The following is a 16,105-nucleotide window of genomic DNA, read 5'->3' on the forward strand; positions in this document are numbered from 1 at the left end:
AGGCGGGAGAATACGATTACTTTCATCTTCGTTCGTATCATCTTTCCCTTCCAGATAAACCGCCATGAAGCCAGGGAAAGTAACGGTCGAACCGTTGGCGCGCAGCGTCCAGTGGGTCCCGGCATCCATGTCTACAGCGACCATATCCAGACGGGCTGGGGCCATCTGACAGGCGACGCTGCGTTTCCAGATCAGATCATATAGACGCCACAAATCCTTTTCTAGAATCCCCTGCAGCATTTCCGGGGTTCGACTGATGTCCGTCGGGCGCACCGCTTCATGCGCTTCCTGGGCATTTTTGGTTTTGGTTTTGTAACGACGCGGGCTTTCAGGGACAAATTCATGACCATAATGGCCGTCGATAAAACCACGAATATCGGCAATGGCTTCTTCCGAAAGATTGACAGCATCCGTACGCATGTAACTAATCAGGCCGACAGTTTCACTGCCAATGTTTATGCCTTCATAAAGCTGCTGGGCGACGCGCATGGTGCGGCTGGCGTTGAATCCCAGTTTGCGGGAGGCTTCCTGCTGCAGAGTGGACGTTGTAAAAGGCGCGGCAGGCTGACGTTGCCGGCTTTTACGCTCCACTTCGCGGACCTGAAGCGGTTGCTGCTGCATATCCGCTTCCATACTACTGCGTATGGATTCTGCCTGGGTTTCATTGTTGATATCAAATTGTTCCAGTTTTTTGTTTTGCCAGTGCGTCAAACGCCCGGAAAACTCACTGTCGGAGTGCAGCAGGCGTGCCGCAATCGTCCAATATTCCTGGCTGACAAAAGCTTCAATTTCATCTTCCCGCTCGCAGATCAGACGCAGGGCAGCACTTTGCACCCGACCAGCAGAAAGGCCGGGACGCACTTTGCGCCACAGCAGCGGCGACAAATTGAAGCCTACCAAATAGTCCAAGGCCCGCCGGGCCTGTTGGGCATTGACCAGATCCATGGCGATTTCGCGGGGGTTGGCAATAGCTTCTTGTACGGCCTTTTTGGTGATTTCGTGAAAAACCACGCGCTGGGCGGGTTTGTTTCCCAACTGCTTGCGCTCGCGCAGCAGTTCTACCAAATGCCAGGAAATGGCCTCACCTTCGCGGTCCGGATCGGTGGCGAGCCAGAGTTTATCAGCCTTGCGCAATGCCTTGATAATGGCCTCTACATGCCGTTCATTGCGCTCGATGGCCTCATAGCGCATGGCAAAATCCTGCTCAGGATCAACGGCCCCTTCTTTGGGGCGAAGATCACGAACGTGGCCATAAGAGGCTAGAACTTCAAAATCATCCCCGAGATATTTCTGGATGGTTTTGGCTTTGGCAGGAGATTCGACAATTACGAGCTGATGGGCCATAGGTCAGTGCAGTATCCGGGTTCCGTCTGTGTCCAGTAAGGCATCTACCCAGAGTGCTTCCGGGCCGGGATCGTTGGCCATTACCATGAAGGCAACCCAATCAAGGGTTTCCATATCCATATCCTCAAGGTCGAGGGCCAGTAAACGATCAATGATCCGCTCCCGCATGGCGCCGTTAATAACGCCCAGGCGTTCCCAGTCATGCAGTTGACCGCGTGCTGCCACAGAAAGGTTCTGCAGCTCGTAGGGATGATAGGCGCGCAGCGCTCTGGGGCTCGTATCTTCCTGTTCTTCAACAGCAAAACCTTCCATCCAGTCGAGGGCGCGCTGAATGTCCGCGTCGGGAAAACCCACGGCACGAAGATGATCTTCGATGACCGCGTCGTCTTCGTCGTCGAGGTGATCCAGTAGGTATGTAATTATGTCTATGACGTCTTCCATGCCAGAGCCTTCAGGGTGCAGGAGGGAGGCGACAGAACCGGCCGCCGGGGCTGGCCGCAAGGTAACCTGATATTTCCATTTCCAAGAGGATGGCCGAAAGCTCGCCCAGCGTCAATCCACAACGCGCAGCAATTTCTTCTGCTGTCAGAGGATCAAAGTCCATGGCTGCCCAGACTTTCGCCTGATGGGGATCGTCAGGTTGCCAATTATCCGCTGCGGTTACCGGTCGGGCCTGGCATAATGCGCCAAATAGCGGCCCCAGCTCGCTCAACACATCCTCGGCACTTTCTACCAGTTTGGCACCGTCACGAATCAGGCGATGCGGACCTCGGGACAGCGGTGAGTGGATCGAACCGGGTACCGCAAATACTTCTCGTCCCTGTTCCATAGCCAGGCGGGCAGTAATCAGGGAGCCACTGTTTTCCGCCGCCTCAACAATCAGTACACCAAGACTGAGCCCGCTGATGATGCGGTTGCGACGAGGGAAAAGGCCACTATGTGGCCCGGTTTCCGGAGCCTGTTCACTGACGAGCAGGCCATGTTTGATAATCTGGTGCGCCAACTGTAAATGCGCGCGCGGATAAATCAGATCGGCACCGGTGCCCAGTACGGCAACAGTTCCACTGACCAGAGCACCACGATGGGCTGCAGCGTCAATGCCCAACGCCAGGCCGCTAGTGATGATCAGTCCTGTTTCACCAAGACTACGGGCGAAGGCTTCTGCAGTAGCTGCACCTAAGGCCGTTGCCGAGCGGCTGCCGACAATGGCCAGCATGGGCTGGTTTAGACAGGAACGCTGTCCCCGAATAAATAACAAGGGCGGCGGGTCGGGAATTTGTCGCAACAAAGGCGGATAATCCGCATCTGTCCAGCGACATAAATCCGTATCGGGACTAGTCAGCCAGCGTCGATCAGCAGGACTGATAATGTCTTCGGGGTCTTTTTGTAGAGCCTGGATTTGCTTTGCGGATAAACCGAGGTCTTGTAGCATGCCGACACCCGTTTGAAAGCAGGCAGCGGCATGATTAAAGCGCTCCAGTAAGGCCTGTTGTCGCTGTGGCCCCAAACCGTTAATTCGGCAAAGTGCCAGCCAGGCGGCATCAGACATTATTTTTGCACAGCGCCATCGGCTGAGGCAGGACTGTGGATTTCATCACCCACACGGATGCTCCGACTGGCCATGGTGATGACCGCATAGGAAACCGAGGGGAAAACCCGGAACACCATGATATCGCCGATGGTTTGGTCCGGAAGTGCAAATGCCTTGCCGGTAACCGCATTGGTCGTTACCCCGCTACGCTGGATTTGCAGGATATTACCCAACTTGAGATCATCCTGGATACCCTGATCAATGATGACTACCTGACCGACGGTCAGCGCCGGATTCCCATCCAGTTGGCCAATGATATGACCCTCGACAGCATGGCGTGGCGCGCTGGGAAAATAATGGGGTATTGCCGTCGTGACTACCGGTACCAGGCGTGCCCCAAGATCAATTTCTTTGCGCATTTTGGTGATTTGCACCGCAGCGTGATGGCCACTTTGGGTAACCGTCACTTGCCCCAGGTCTTCCAGAGCATAGCCCAAAGAACGATGGGTTTTGGCCTGGAATAACTCCGGCCCCAGAGTGACGACTTGGTAGCGACTGCCAACAGGGGCTGTTTCCAGTCCGACTGTGTAGAGCGTATTTCCGGTCACGTAGGTGGGCCTTTGCTTGGCGGCTGCAGCCAGATAAGGTAGTTGCGCGAAGGCTTTTTTACTGTCGATTACCCCGGGACTACCGAGAAAGGGCATCACTTCGCCGGTAGAAACCGAGGGTACGGCCGCTTTCGACATTTGTGGGTGCAACTCCACAAAATTGGTTCCGTTTTCACGGAAAGACGATGCGAGACCCAGTTCGGGTTCACCATTGGCCCCATAATGGATGACAATGCGATCACCGGGATAAATCAGGTTAGGGTTCTGAATGTAGGGATTTTTGTGCCATATCTGTGGCCACTGCCAGGGATGAACCAGAAAATGGCCGGCAATGCCCCAGAGAGTATCTCCAGGTTTTACGGTATAACTTTGTTGTGTGCGCAGTTGAATACCGGCAGGCGCCGCTTGGGCTATTGCCGGAGCCAGGGCGCTTAGGCCGAGGGTAAAAACAAGATTGCGCCATATGTGTTTGTGCATGTAATGATCTCCGCTGGACTTCCGCAGGGGATAGTATTAGTCCAAGATACGTTTTTTGCCGGATAGTCCTTCATTTAATTGGTGGTAAAAATGTCGCTCCTGAAAATACTCGAATTTCCCGATCAGCGCCTCAAGAATGTGGCGCAGCCTATTATCCGGGTGGACAAGCAGGTCCAGCAGCTTGCCGATGACATGGCGGAAACCATGTACGATGCTCCGGGGATCGGTTTGGCGGCCCCTCAGGTGGCCGCCGGACAACGCCTGATTGTCGTGGATGTTTCTGAAAATCGCAATGATTTGATGGTACTGGTGAACCCCGAAATCATCACTCATAGCGGCGAGGAAGAAATGAAAGAAGGTTGTCTGTCGGTTCCCGGTGTTTTGGAAACGGTTCGACGGGCCGAAAAAATTACCCTGCGAGCAACGACGGTGCAAGGGAAGCTCATCGAACTCGAAGCTGATGGATTGCTGGCCGTGTGCATACAGCATGAAATTGATCATCTTAATGGCACCTTGTTTGTGGATCATTTGTCGCGCCTGAAACAGAATCTGATCCGTCGCAAGGCGGAAAAGCGAGTGCGTCAGGGTGAGTAAACGCATTGTTTTTGCGGGAACACCCGAATTCGCCCGCATTGTGCTCGAAGAATTACTGGCCGGTCCAGAAGTGCTGGTAGGGGTGTTGACGCAGCCCGATCGGCCTGCCGGGCGCGGTCGCCATTTGCAGGAAAGCCCGGTCAAGCAATTGGCCAGGGGGGCGGGCATTCCGGTCTTTCAGCCGGAGTCCTGCAAAACTCCCGAGGCTCTGGATTTGCTGCGCAGTCTGCAAGCGGATCTCCTGATCGTCGTAGCCTATGGACAGATACTTCCTCAGGCCATTCTCGATACACCCCGTCTTGGCGCCATTAATGTTCACGGCAGTGTTTTACCTGCCTGGCGGGGCGCCGCCCCCATTGCCCGTGCCATTGCTGCCGGAGACGCCGAAAGCGGGGTGGCCATCATGCAAATGGAAGCAGGGCTGGATTCCGGACCGGTGCTGAACGTGCTGACTTGCCCCATACTTCCTGAAGACACGGCGGCCAGCCTCCATGATCGTCTGGCACTTCTGGGCAAAGCCGCCTTGCGGCAGGCTCTGGACGCGCTCTGGGCAGGGACCGCAACGGCAATCGTTCAAGATGAAAGCCGGGTAAGCTATGCGCGTAAGCTGAAGAAAGAAGAAGCCTTGCTGGACTGGCAGCTTCCCGCTGCAACGCTGGACCGTCAGGTGCGCGCCTTTAATCCCAGCCCCATTGCGCATACGCTGTTTCGGGAGAAAGGATTGCGCGTCTGGCAAGCCAGACCGATAGCGGCAACGGTGGATATTGCGCCTGGAAGCATCACCGCCATTCACAAAGAGAGTTTCACGGTAGCTTGTGGTAACGGGCAACTTGAATTGTTGCTTTTGCAACCAGCGGGTAAGGGAAAACTCAGCGCGGGAGATTTCATCCGTGGGTATCATCCTGCGCAGGGAGAAAAATTGGGATGAGTAAAAAACCAAATCACCAGGGAAGCTCCGGCATGCCCGGCGGAACCCTGCTGCGGCAAGCGGCCATTAAGGTGCTGCAAGCCGTCGATGAAGGGGAAAAAGTGGATCAGGCTTTGGCCGCTACTACGGTCAGCGGCCCGGAGCGCGCCACATTGCAGTGGCTGGTGTTGGGAACCTTACGGGAATATTTGTTACTGCAGAAATTATCCGGATTACTGCTGCGCAAAAGCTGGCGGGAAGAAGACCAGAATCTGGGTTTTCTTCTGCATCTGGCGCTTTTTGAATTGCGGCACGGACAACGCCCCGCTTTTGCGGTGGTGAACGATTGGGTAGAGATGGTCGAAACACTCCAGAAAACCTGGGCTAAGGGTCTGATGAATGCGGTTTTGCGCCGTTTTCTGCGTGAACGTGAAGCCCTGGAAGCGCAAATAGCGGATCCTGATCTGGGTCATCCAGCCTGGCTGGCAGCGCGCCTAAGGGAAGCCTATCCCGAACAATGGCCAGCAATTGCCGCCGCCAATAATTGTCCCGCACCGCTGTGGCTGCGCGTCAATACGCAGCGGGTCAGCCCGGAAAACTACCGGGAGTTGCTGCTGGCGCAAGGATTGTCCTGTCATGGGGTAGATTGGAGTGACGCCGCCCTTTGTCTTCCTGAAAGCATTCCGGTCGCCACGCTTCCGGGTTGGGACGCGGGTTGGGTGGCCGTACAGGATGCGGCGGCCCAGATGGCTGCGCACATTCTGGCCCCCCAGGCCGAAGAACGCATACTGGATGCATGTGCCGCACCAGGAGGAAAAACCGCGCATCTTTGGGCATTGGGCGCACGCCGTCTGGATGCCTTGGACCGTTCTGCTGAACGTCTCCAGAAATTGCGGGAAGCTTTGTTTCGGCAGGGGGCCATTGCCCATCTGCAGGCTGCCGATGCCGGTGATCCGGAAAGCTGGTGGAATGGTGAACCGTATGACGCCATTCTCCTGGATGCGCCCTGTACGGGCGTTGGCGTTATTCGCCGGCATCCCGATATTCGCCTGCGCCGCCAGGCCGAGGATGTCCAGCAGGCCGTGGCTCAACAACAACGCCTTCTGGAGGCATTATGGGGTTGTTTGCGCCCCGGCGGTCGTCTGCTTTATGCGACCTGTTCGATTCTGCCCGAAGAAAATCTGTTGCAGATTCGGGGGTTTTTGGCGCGCCATGAGGATGCCCGCCAGCAGGCCCATCCCCTCACCGGACAACATTTGCCGGGCCAGAACGATATGGATGGGTTTTACTATGCCCTCCTGGTGAAAGCTGAATGACCCCTGTGCTGGTTTTTGCGCGGGCGGCTGGCATGACGCGCAAGCGCGGCGCGGTTTGGCTGGGTCTGATCCTGGGGTTGTGGTGTTTTGTGGGTTGTGGCGAGGCATGGGCAGGCACCGCGTTTCACGTGGAACAATTACAGGTCGCGCCAGAAATGAACCGGATAAAAATCAATGCTCAGGTGCAAATCACTAAAGAAGATCTGCTGCAGGAAATTCTCGATCAGGGCCAGACCCTGATCTGGGTCGTGAAAGCGGAATGGCGGGAACCCGAACCATTTGCCTTTATTACCGGTCTGGGCACCCATGCGCAAAAAGAAGTCCGCTGGCAAATTCACTATTATCCGCTGACCAACCAATACGCACTGAAAAATGCAGCAGGCACCATGCGCTTATTCAATCATTGGCAGGACGTTGTCAGCGTCCTGAAGCAGATTCATGATTTCGAGTTGCCTTTGCAACAGGGCGCGGCACGAGGACGGGTAGCGGTGCGGGTTTATGTGGATATACAGGCTTTGCCTGTCCCTCTGCGCCTGCGTGCATTGCTGGATCACTGGAAACTGGAGTCCCCATGGACCGTCAGCGCGCTCCTTTCAAACTGAGAAACTGGTTACGCGCCCTGAGTGCCGGCGCTGCACCGGAACGCCAGAAGGTTGGTCCTCGCTGGGGTGCCATTTTATTGCTTCTGGCCATTTTAGGCTTTCTCGCGATCAACTTTTTTACCAGCGCGGGCGGGCCCCTAAGCCGCTATTTTGTCCCTATGTTGGTCATTTCAGCGGGTATTGTCCTTTTTCTACTGGTTTTGGTGCTGGTTTCTGTAGTAGCACTATTGGTCCGGCTGCGCCGAGGAGAAGTAGGCAGTCAGCTCGCCACGCGTTTGGTGATCATCATCACCCTGTTGAGTTTTTTGCCTGCGGCTGTGGTTTTCGGATTTTCCTGGCAGTATTTGAATCGGGGGGTCGATTCCTGGTTTAGTTCGGCCGTGCAAAGTGCTCTGGATCAGGCTTTGAATGTAGCCAAGGCCGGCATTGACCGTTATCGCAATTCGACGCTGCTGGCTGCCGAGAGTATCGCCCAGGCTTTAGTGGGTGAATCAGATAGTAACGCCATCCTCACCGTCATTGCCTTGCGTGATCAGTACCATTTGAGCAGCGTCACCCTGTTTTCCAGTGATAACCGGATTATTGCCACCAGCAGTAATAATCTGGCCCTGGCACCGCGTCTGCCGCGTCAGGAAATTCTGTCTGATGAAGGGCATCCAACCGCAAATATTGAACCGGAAGCGGATGGCAGCCTGCTGGTCAAGGCGCTGATTCCCGTTCTGAGCCCGCATTTGGGTGAAAGTAACCGCATGCTTTATGTGGAGCAGCCCATTCCCGAACAGCTTACCAAGGCGGCAGAAGCCGTACAGGTGGCTTATACCCGCTACCATCAGCTCATGCTGATGCGTGAGCCCATGAAAACGGCTTTTCAGCTCAGTCTGGCCGTAGCGCTGCTCTTGGCGGTTTTGTCGGCCGTCTGGATGGGGCTGCACCTGGCCCGTCGTCTGACGGCCCCTATTGCCCGGCTGGCTGCCGGAACCCAGGCCGTAGCCCGAGGCGAATTTATCCCTCTGCAAACCATTGCCAGTCAGGATGAGTTAGGCGTTTTGCTGCACTCCTTCAACAATATGACGCGCCAGCTTGCCCGCGCCAAACAGCAGGCGGCAGCCGCTCAGGAGCAGGCAGAGCAGCGCCGGCTCTATTTGGAAACCATGTTGGGACAATTATCCAGCGGCATTCTCACCTTCGATGGCGAGCATTGTCTGGCTGAAATCAATGCAGCAGCTATCCAGATTCTGCAAGAAGATTTACCCAAGGGTCGGGCTTTGCAAGAACTCCAAGATGGGGCCATTCTCGAACCACTCTGGAAGCTGGTGACGGAGTGGGTGGAGCATCCCCGCATCGGTATGCAAAAAGAGCTGCAGCTGGAACGCAATGACGGACCGCAAACCCTGATTGTGCACGGAGCGCAATTTGCCGACGAAGCTGGCAGCAAGGGCTTTGTTCTGGTGTTTGATGACATCAGCACCCTGGTTTCCGCCCAGCGCAGCGCTGCCTGGAGCGAGGTAGCCCGCCGTCTGGCCCATGAAATCAAAAATCCGCTGACGCCCATCCAGCTTTCGGCCGAACGCCTGCGCCGCAAATATCTGGAGCGTCTGGGTGATGAAGGGGAAACTCTGGATCGGGCGACGCGAACCATTATTCATCAGGTGGACGCATTAAAAGTGCTGGTAGATGCTTTCTCCGAATATGCCCGGCAACCGCAAATTGAGCTTCGGCCGCTAGAGATCAATCCCTTGATTCTCGATGTTCTGGACCTCTATCGAGGCCAGGAAAGCGGCATTGAAATCCGCGTGGAACTGGCTGCGGATTTGCCCAGTATTCGCGCGGATGTGCATCGCCTGCGCCAGATTCTCAACAATTTGCTGCGTAACGCCATGGATGCCCTGCAAGGTACGGAACAAAGTCCTGCCGGAAAACATATTCTGATTCGCAGCGGCTTGACGGACAGCGGCTCGGCAAAGATGCTAGAGTTGAGCGTAATGGACGATGGTCCTGGTTTTCCGGCAGAACTCCTGGCCCGGGTATTTGAGCCCTATGTGACCAGCAAGGTCAAAGGCTCGGGCTTGGGTCTTGCCATTGTCCGCCGCATTGTGGAAGAACACGGCGGGGTGATTATTGCAGATAATCAGGGCATTAATGGTGGTGCGCGTATTGTAATGGATTTTCCCCTGGGTTGACCCGGATTTTCTGGAGGTGGCATGGAAGCGGCAAGATTGAAGATTCTGATCGTCGATGATGAACCCGATATCTGCCAGACCCTGGCGGATATTCTGGAAGATGAAGGCTATCAGGTACAAACGGCCGGCAGCGCAGCGGCGGCAGAGGAATTTCTGCGCGACCAGATGGTGGATCTGGTTCTGCTGGATATCTGGATGCCCGGTGAAGATGGCATCACCTTGTTGCGGCGCTGGGCGGATGCCGGTCTGGAGCAGCCCGTGGTGATGATGTCCGGCCACGCCACCATTGAAACCGCCGTCCAGGCGACCAAGCTGGGTGCTTATGATTTTGTCGAAAAGCCGCTGTCTTTGGACAAAACCCTGTTGACGGTTGCCCACGCCCTGGAGGCCAGCCGCCTGCAGCGCGAAAATCGCGACCTGCGTGCCCAAACCGGCTGGGTAGAACGGCCCAGTGGGGATAGTCCGGCCATTCGTCAGTTTCGGGAGCAGCTCACCCGGGTAGCCGCTGTAGACTCCTGGGCCCTGTTGCTCGGCGAAGCGGGAAGCGGCAAGGAAGTTGCGGCCCGTTATCTGCACCGGCAGAGCCGTCGGGCCCAGGGGCCTTTTGTGGACCTGCGTGCTGCCGCCATTGCCCGGCCCAATGTGGCTACCGAACTTTTTGGTAATGAAACCCAGGGCAAACTCATTCGTGGACGTCTGGAAGTCGCCCATGGCGGGACTCTGTTCATCGATGAAATAGCCGATATGGATCTGGAAACTCAGGCCCGTCTGTTTTCTGCCTTGCAGGAAAAACGCATCATTCGGGTGGGGGGCAGTACCCCCGTACCGGTCGATGTGCGCGTCATTGCCGGCAGTGCCCATGATTTATCTCAGGCGGTACAAAACGGCCAGTTTCGCAGTGACCTGTACTATCGGCTGAGTGCCTTGCCCTTGCGGGTTCCGCCCTTGGCAGCGCGGACGGCGGATATTCCGGTACTCATTGAAGAATTTGTGCGTTTTTATGGTGCCCGTGATGGTCTGCCCGGCCGTCGTTTTGCGCCGGACAGCATGGATGTTCTCAACCATTATCCCTGGCCGGGGAATGTTCGGGAACTGCAGAATCTGGTAGAACGCCTGCTGATTCTGGCTGAAGGCCCGGAAATCAGTGCGGCAGAAATCGAAGGGGCGCTGGGTCTGGATAACCGTATGGCTCTCGCCAACAGCAACTTCGACGAAGACGACTTCGGTGGCACCCTCAAACGGGCCCGCGAACGCTTTGAACGGGCTTTCCTTGAGTATCATCTGGCGCGCAATGACTGGAATATTGCCCGCACCGCTGAAGTCGTCGGGCTTGAACGTACCCATCTGTATCGTAAGCTGAAAAATCTCAGCATTGCCCTCAAGGGCGAAAGAAGAGTTGGCGAAGACGGCGAAGAAGAGGATTGAATTCAATACCAAAAACCCGCTCTATTGCGGATTCCTGTGATCCTGCTTAGAGTGGGCGCAATATTTATCGCTACAGGAAGGCCGTTATGACCCAGCAAAATACCTTGCCCACCAATGCCCCCGAGTTTTGCGCGGGAATGCTCTACTTTGGTGAGAACTGGCCGGATTTCGACGAATATGGCAAATCCTCTGCCATTGCTGCGGATCATAAGGCGATTGCGAACCCCCGGGCGCGGGAGGCGGTGTACCAGTCGTTGCTGCTGGCTGATGCCCTCCGTTATTGCACGCTGCAGGTCTGTACCGCCAAGTCGTCCGGTCATCCCGGGGGTTTTGCCTCCAGCGCGGAGGCCTATGCGGCCATGGTCATGCTTGGTCATACCAACATTGTCACAGAAGTGGGGCACCACGCGCCCGGCTTTTACAGTGCCATGTTTCTTGATCGCTCTCTGGAAGCCATGGGCATTCAGAACATGAATGACATGATGGCGCGCTTCCGCGAACAGCATGGTCTGCTGGGTCATCTCTCCGGCGCGATTCCCGGTTTGTTGGCGCCTGCCGGTCCACTGGGACAGGGGCAACATTTCGCCATGGCCGGAGCTCTGCTGCATCCCGGCACGCTGTTCCCGGTCACCATCGGCGATGGCGGCTTTGGTGAACCGTATGTACTGAGCTCCATGAAACATTTTCACTTTGCCTATCCCCAGGTGACCAACTATCTGCCGATCCTGGTCTGGAATGGTTTCAGCCAGGAACATCACTCCATGGTTTCGCTGATGAGCAACGAGGAAATGACGTCTTACTGGCGGGCGCATGATTTTGATGAGGTCATTCTGATTGATGCCAAGGATTATGATGATGCCGGACAGGAAGGCGCCTATGTGGATTCCACGCGCTTTTCTTTCGGGCAACGCATGGCTTTCATGGAAGCGGTCTTGAGTGCTGCCGCCAAGGCTGCGCAAAATGCTTTGAATGGTCGTCACACCGCATTCATCCTCAAACAGTTGAAGGGTGCCGGGGTGCATGTCTCCGGTGCAAAATCCCACAATTTGTATCCCAAGGACACATTTGAGTCACCGGAAATCAAAGCCGCTTTGCAAAAGCGCGCACTGAGCCCGGAGGCCTGGGCGCTGGTCCGCGACAATTTCTCCCGCGCCGGTGGTGGTCCTGCTGCCAAAACAGCGGTGACCGAGCATGTGCTGGAAATCGCCCATTTGGGCGAGTTTCCCCTGCAGGATTTTGCCGTCGGAGAACAGGCTGTGCCGGCTACCGCCATGGGCGCACTGGTTGCCTGGCTGGGACAGCAGGACCCACGCTTTGTAGTGACCAACGCCGATGGTAATGAAGCTTCGGCCATGAAGAACATTAACGATGCCCTGAAAATCCGCCATCCCACGGAAGATCCGCTTTACAACCAGCAGCCTGGAGGACAAGTTTACGAGCCCCTCAACGAAGACGCCTGCGCAGGTCTGGCAGCGGGTCTGGCCCTGTTTGGCAGTCGTTCCCTGTGGTTGTCCTATGAGTCCTTTGCCATCAACGGCTGGCCGATTATGCAGACAGTGGGGCAGGCGATGGCCGAACTGCGCCGCAAGGCTCCCTCGACGGTCTGTATGTTCACGGCGGGTGCCCTGGAGCAGGGCCGTAACGGTTGGACCCATCAACGTCCGGAAATCGAAAACTATTTCGCCGCGCAAATGCGGAATGGCAACGTGTTTCTGCTCTACCCCACGGATGCCAACGTCATCCAGGCCGCCTATGAATATGCCGTGAATAGCGTCAACAAGTCGATGATTATCATTGCCTCGAAAAGCCCGCTGTCCGTGCATCTGAGCATAGCCGAAGCGCGTATGGCAGTCCGTAAGGGCGCTGCAGTTCTTTATGAAGGGGCTAGTGGTACGCGCGGCACGGTCACTTTTGCCGTCACCGGAGACATGGTGTTGATGCCGGTGTTCGCAGCCCGCGAGATCCTGGAAAAAGAAGGGTACGGGGTGCGGATTGTTTCCGTCATCAATCCTCGTCAGTTGTATCGCCCCTCGGATGTGGCCGCGCATACCGTATCGGAGCCGGATACGGATTTTATGGCCGACGCGGAATTCCACCAGTTGTTTGCCGGCGACATCTTGCTGACCATTGGCGGTGGCGGTGCCGGAGCGCTGGAGCCGGTACTTTTGCGCAGTCGCGCGGCATATCGCGACACCCTGGCCTGGCAGCGCGGTGAAACCACCGCCAGCGCTGGTGAACTGATGGCTTTCAATGGGATGACGGCGGATGCCATTCTCAGCAAGGTGCGGAGTTTTGGTGGGCAGTAATCCCCAGGAAACCCGTACTAAAATCATCGTCATTGATGATGATCCTACCGGCTCGCAGACCGTCCATTCCTGCCTGCTGCTGACCCGCTGGGATCCTGAGACCTTACTGGAAGCCTTACAAGATGCTTCCCCGCTCTTTTTTGTTTTGAGTAATACCCGGGGTATGACCGCCGCCCGTGCAGAACAGGTCACCCGGGAAATCTGCCGGAACCTGCATGTTGCTCTGGAGCAGTTGGCCAATAACGGGCAGCTGATCCAACCGTTGCTGGTGAGTCGTTCGGATTCGACCTTGCGTGGCCATTATCCGGTCGAAACTGATGTGATGGCCGAAGAATTGGGACCTTTCGATGCGCATTTTCTGGTTCCGGCATTTTTTGAAGGGGGGCGCATTACCCGTGACAGCAGCCATTATGTCATCCAGAACGGGGTAGAAGTCCCTGCCCATGAAACTGAATTTGCCCGGGATTCGGTGTTCGCCTTTCAGCATAGTTATCTGCCCGATTATGTGGCCGAAAAAACCCACGGACGCATTCCGGCGGAGCAGGTACAACGCTTGCGGCTGACAGATTTGCGCGCCGGTTGCCTGCCGCAGCTTTTGGCTCTCAAAAACAATACCTGTGTGGTCGTAGACGCGGTGGAAGCGGCAGATCTGCACGCCTTTGCCCGGGATTTGCGGGCTGCTGCCGGGCAGGGCAAGCGTTTTCTGTTCCGCAGTGCGGCCAGCTTGCTGACCGCCCTGGCCGATCTGCCGCCCCAGCCGGTGCCTGCGGAAAACATGGCACAACTGGTACGCGGAGGCAAAGCCGGAGCCATTCTGGTCGGTTCTCATGTGCGTAAAGCTACCGAGCAGCTCAGCCACTTGCTGGAGGAATCGGGCCTGGAAGGACTGGAGGTAGAGGTGGATGCCTGCAGCGGAGAGGCGGGCAAAAAGCAGTTGACCCGTCTTCTCGATCAGGCTGCCAGGCTGCACGCCCAGGGCCTGGATCTGGTGATTTTTACCAGCCGCAGTGAACGCCAGTTTACCGATCAGGCGACACGCCTGGCTTTCGGTGAAACCGTATCGGCCTTTCTTATGGACGTGCTGCGTGGTCTGCCCGCAGATCTGGGTTTTCTTATCAGCAAGGGTGGTATCACGTCCAATGATGTTCTGAGTAGCGGGCTGGCGCTGCGTAAGGCGCGGGTTATGGGGCAGATTTTGCCCGGCTGCTCGGTGGTCCAGTGCCCGCATGATCATCCACGCTATCCTGATCTGCCGGTCGTGATTTTTCCTGGTAACGTCGGAGATGCCGAAAGTCTTGCCTTGGCACGGCGTCGCCTGCGCGGTCGGTGACGGGCGCAAGTCATGGCGGGCAGTCCTGATTCCGATTATGCCGCATTTCTCAGCGCCCTCCGCGCCGTATTGCCGGACGATGGCCTGCTGACGCAGAGTGAGGACCTGCATCCTTACGAATGTGATGGTTTGTCGGTGCTCAGGGAGCTGCCTCTGGCGGTGGTCCTCCCCCGTCATCGAAATGAGGTTCAAGCCGTTCTGAAAATCTGTCAGCAATATGGTGTGGCGGTGGTTCCCAGAGGGGCGGGCACCGGCTTATCCGGCGGCGCTCGTCCTAGCGCCGGGGCCATTGTGCTGTCTCTGGCGCGACTCAAACAGATTCGGGCGCTGGACACCAGCAACCGTACAGCCCAGGTGCAGCCGGGGGTGCGCAATCTGGCCATCAGTGAAGCAGCGCGGCCCATGGGCCTGTACTATGCGCCGGATCCTTCCTCCCAGATCGCCTGTACTATTGGCGGTAATGTGGCAGAAAATTCCGGTGGGGTACATTGTCTGAAATACGGCTTGACGGTCCACAATGTGCTGGCTCTGGAAGTGCTGGATGCATCGGGCGAACGTCTGGAGATTGGTAGTCAGGCGCCGGACAGTCCCGGCTATGATCTGCTGGCGCTGATGATGGGTTCGGAAGGATTGCTGGGTATTGTGACCGAATGTACGTTGCGGTTACTGCCGGTTCCCGAAAATACCCTGGTATTGCTGGCGGCTTTTGCCTCGGTTGTGGCGGCGGCAGACGCCGTGAGTGCCATTATTGCGGCAGGAATCATTCCGGCCGGACTGGAAATGATGGACCAACTCGCCATAGAAGCCGCCGAAGATTTTGTGCATGCCGGTTATCCCCGCGATGCTGCTGCCATTTTGCTCTGCGAACTGGATGGGACCGAGGCAGAACTTCAGGAACGCCTGCGCGCCGTGGAAAAGTTGTTACAGCGGCAAGGGGCCAGCAGCATCCGTATTGCCGCCGATGCCGAAACCCGGCTGTTACTCTGGAAAGGCCGTAAGGCCGCGTTTCCGGCGGTGGGTCGTCTGGCCCCGGACTATTATTGTATGGATGGGACCATCCCGCGCAGGCGTTTGGCGGAAGTGCTCGAACAAATCGCGATCTGGTCTGCCGAATATGGTTTGCGGGTAGCCAATGTGTTTCATGCTGGCGATGGCAACCTGCACCCGCTTATCCTCTATGACGCCAATGTGGAAGAGCAGTTGCATGCCGCAGAAGCCCTCGGTCAGCGCATTCTGGAACTGTGTGTGGCGGTCGGCGGAAGTATCACCGGCGAGCACGGTGTCGGCGTAGAAAAACTGGACAGCATGTGCGCCCAGTTTACGCCTGCCGAGCTGGCCCAATTGCACCGCATCAAGGCGGCATTTGATCCCGAAGGGCGACTGAATCCGGGCAAGGCGGTCCCCAGTTTGCATCGCTGCGCAGAACTGGGAGCCATGCATGTGCATCGTGGTCAATTACCTTTCCCGGAACTGGAGCGCTTTTAA

The 16,105-nt window shown here is 56.6% G+C and carries 13 protein-coding genes; 9 read left to right on the forward strand and 4 right to left on the reverse strand.

The window, feature by feature from the left end:
- The 4 genes from topA to HJG40_RS07280 all read right to left on the reverse strand — a co-directional run.
- Nucleotides 1-1,344, reverse strand: a 1,344-nt coding sequence (topA, locus tag HJG40_RS07265) for a type I DNA topoisomerase (RefSeq protein WP_215863570.1), incomplete at its 3' end; no start/stop codon positions are given.
- 3 nt (nucleotides 1,345-1,347) lie between these two features.
- On the reverse strand, nucleotides 1,348-1,785 hold the full coding sequence (locus tag HJG40_RS07270) for a Smg family protein (RefSeq protein ID WP_024894351.1): 438 nt from the start codon (nucleotides 1,783-1,785) through the stop codon (nucleotides 1,348-1,350).
- 10 nt (nucleotides 1,786-1,795) lie between these two features.
- On the reverse strand, nucleotides 1,796-2,893 hold the full coding sequence (gene dprA, locus HJG40_RS07275) for a DNA-processing protein DprA (RefSeq protein WP_215863571.1): 1,098 nt from the start codon (nucleotides 2,891-2,893) through the stop codon (nucleotides 1,796-1,798).
- The gene (locus HJG40_RS07280; RefSeq protein WP_215863572.1) at nucleotides 2,893-3,960 is read right to left on the reverse strand and encodes a LysM peptidoglycan-binding domain-containing protein; all 1,068 of its coding nucleotides are present in this window, start codon (nucleotides 3,958-3,960) and stop codon (nucleotides 2,893-2,895) included. The genes dprA and HJG40_RS07280 overlap by 1 nt, the downstream gene beginning before the upstream one ends.
- Before the next feature lie 90 nt (nucleotides 3,961-4,050).
- On the opposite strand from HJG40_RS07280, the gene def reads away from it, so the two are divergent.
- The 9 genes from def (at nucleotide 4,051) to HJG40_RS07325 (ending at nucleotide 16,105) form a co-directional block, all read left to right on the forward strand.
- A complete protein-coding gene (def, locus tag HJG40_RS07285; protein ID WP_215863573.1) occupies nucleotides 4,051-4,554 on the forward strand; it encodes a peptide deformylase in 504 nt (167 codons plus the stop codon).
- Nucleotides 4,547-5,482, forward strand: coding sequence for a methionyl-tRNA formyltransferase (gene fmt, locus HJG40_RS07290; RefSeq protein ID WP_215863574.1), 936 nt, complete (start codon nucleotides 4,547-4,549; stop codon nucleotides 5,480-5,482). Before def ends, fmt begins: the two co-directional genes overlap by 8 nt.
- Nucleotides 5,479-6,777, forward strand: a complete 1,299-nt coding sequence (rsmB, locus tag HJG40_RS07295) for a 16S rRNA (cytosine(967)-C(5))-methyltransferase RsmB (protein ID WP_215863575.1) — start codon at nucleotides 5,479-5,481, stop codon at nucleotides 6,775-6,777. The genes fmt and rsmB overlap by 4 nt, the downstream gene beginning before the upstream one ends.
- Nucleotides 6,774-7,379 carry a DUF4390 domain-containing protein gene (locus HJG40_RS07300; protein WP_215863576.1) on the forward strand — a complete coding sequence of 202 codons (606 nt, stop codon included), beginning with the start codon at nucleotides 6,774-6,776 and terminating at the stop codon, nucleotides 7,377-7,379. The genes rsmB and HJG40_RS07300 overlap by 4 nt, the downstream gene beginning before the upstream one ends.
- A complete protein-coding gene (locus HJG40_RS07305; protein ID WP_215863577.1) occupies nucleotides 7,349-9,559 on the forward strand; it encodes a sensor histidine kinase in 2,211 nt (736 codons plus the stop codon). Before HJG40_RS07300 ends, HJG40_RS07305 begins: the two co-directional genes overlap by 31 nt.
- A 21-nt stretch (nucleotides 9,560-9,580) precedes the next feature.
- Nucleotides 9,581-10,984, forward strand: a complete 1,404-nt coding sequence (locus tag HJG40_RS07310; RefSeq protein WP_215863578.1) for a sigma-54-dependent transcriptional regulator — start codon at nucleotides 9,581-9,583, stop codon at nucleotides 10,982-10,984.
- 86 nt (nucleotides 10,985-11,070) lie between these two features.
- Nucleotides 11,071-13,290: a phosphoketolase family protein gene (locus HJG40_RS07315; protein ID WP_215863579.1), complete on the forward strand. Its 2,220-nt coding sequence runs from the start codon at nucleotides 11,071-11,073 to the stop codon at nucleotides 13,288-13,290.
- Nucleotides 13,280-14,620 carry a four-carbon acid sugar kinase family protein gene (locus HJG40_RS07320; RefSeq protein ID WP_368355918.1) on the forward strand — a complete coding sequence of 447 codons (1,341 nt, stop codon included), beginning with the start codon at nucleotides 13,280-13,282 and terminating at the stop codon, nucleotides 14,618-14,620. Before HJG40_RS07315 ends, HJG40_RS07320 begins: the two co-directional genes overlap by 11 nt.
- 12 nt (nucleotides 14,621-14,632) lie before the next feature.
- A complete protein-coding gene (locus HJG40_RS07325) occupies nucleotides 14,633-16,105 on the forward strand; it encodes an FAD-linked oxidase C-terminal domain-containing protein (protein WP_215863581.1) in 1,473 nt (490 codons plus the stop codon).

It is taken from the genome of Acidithiobacillus concretivorus, assembly GCF_018853445.1.
Taxonomy (GTDB): domain Bacteria; phylum Pseudomonadota; class Gammaproteobacteria; order Acidithiobacillales; family Acidithiobacillaceae; genus Acidithiobacillus; species Acidithiobacillus concretivorus.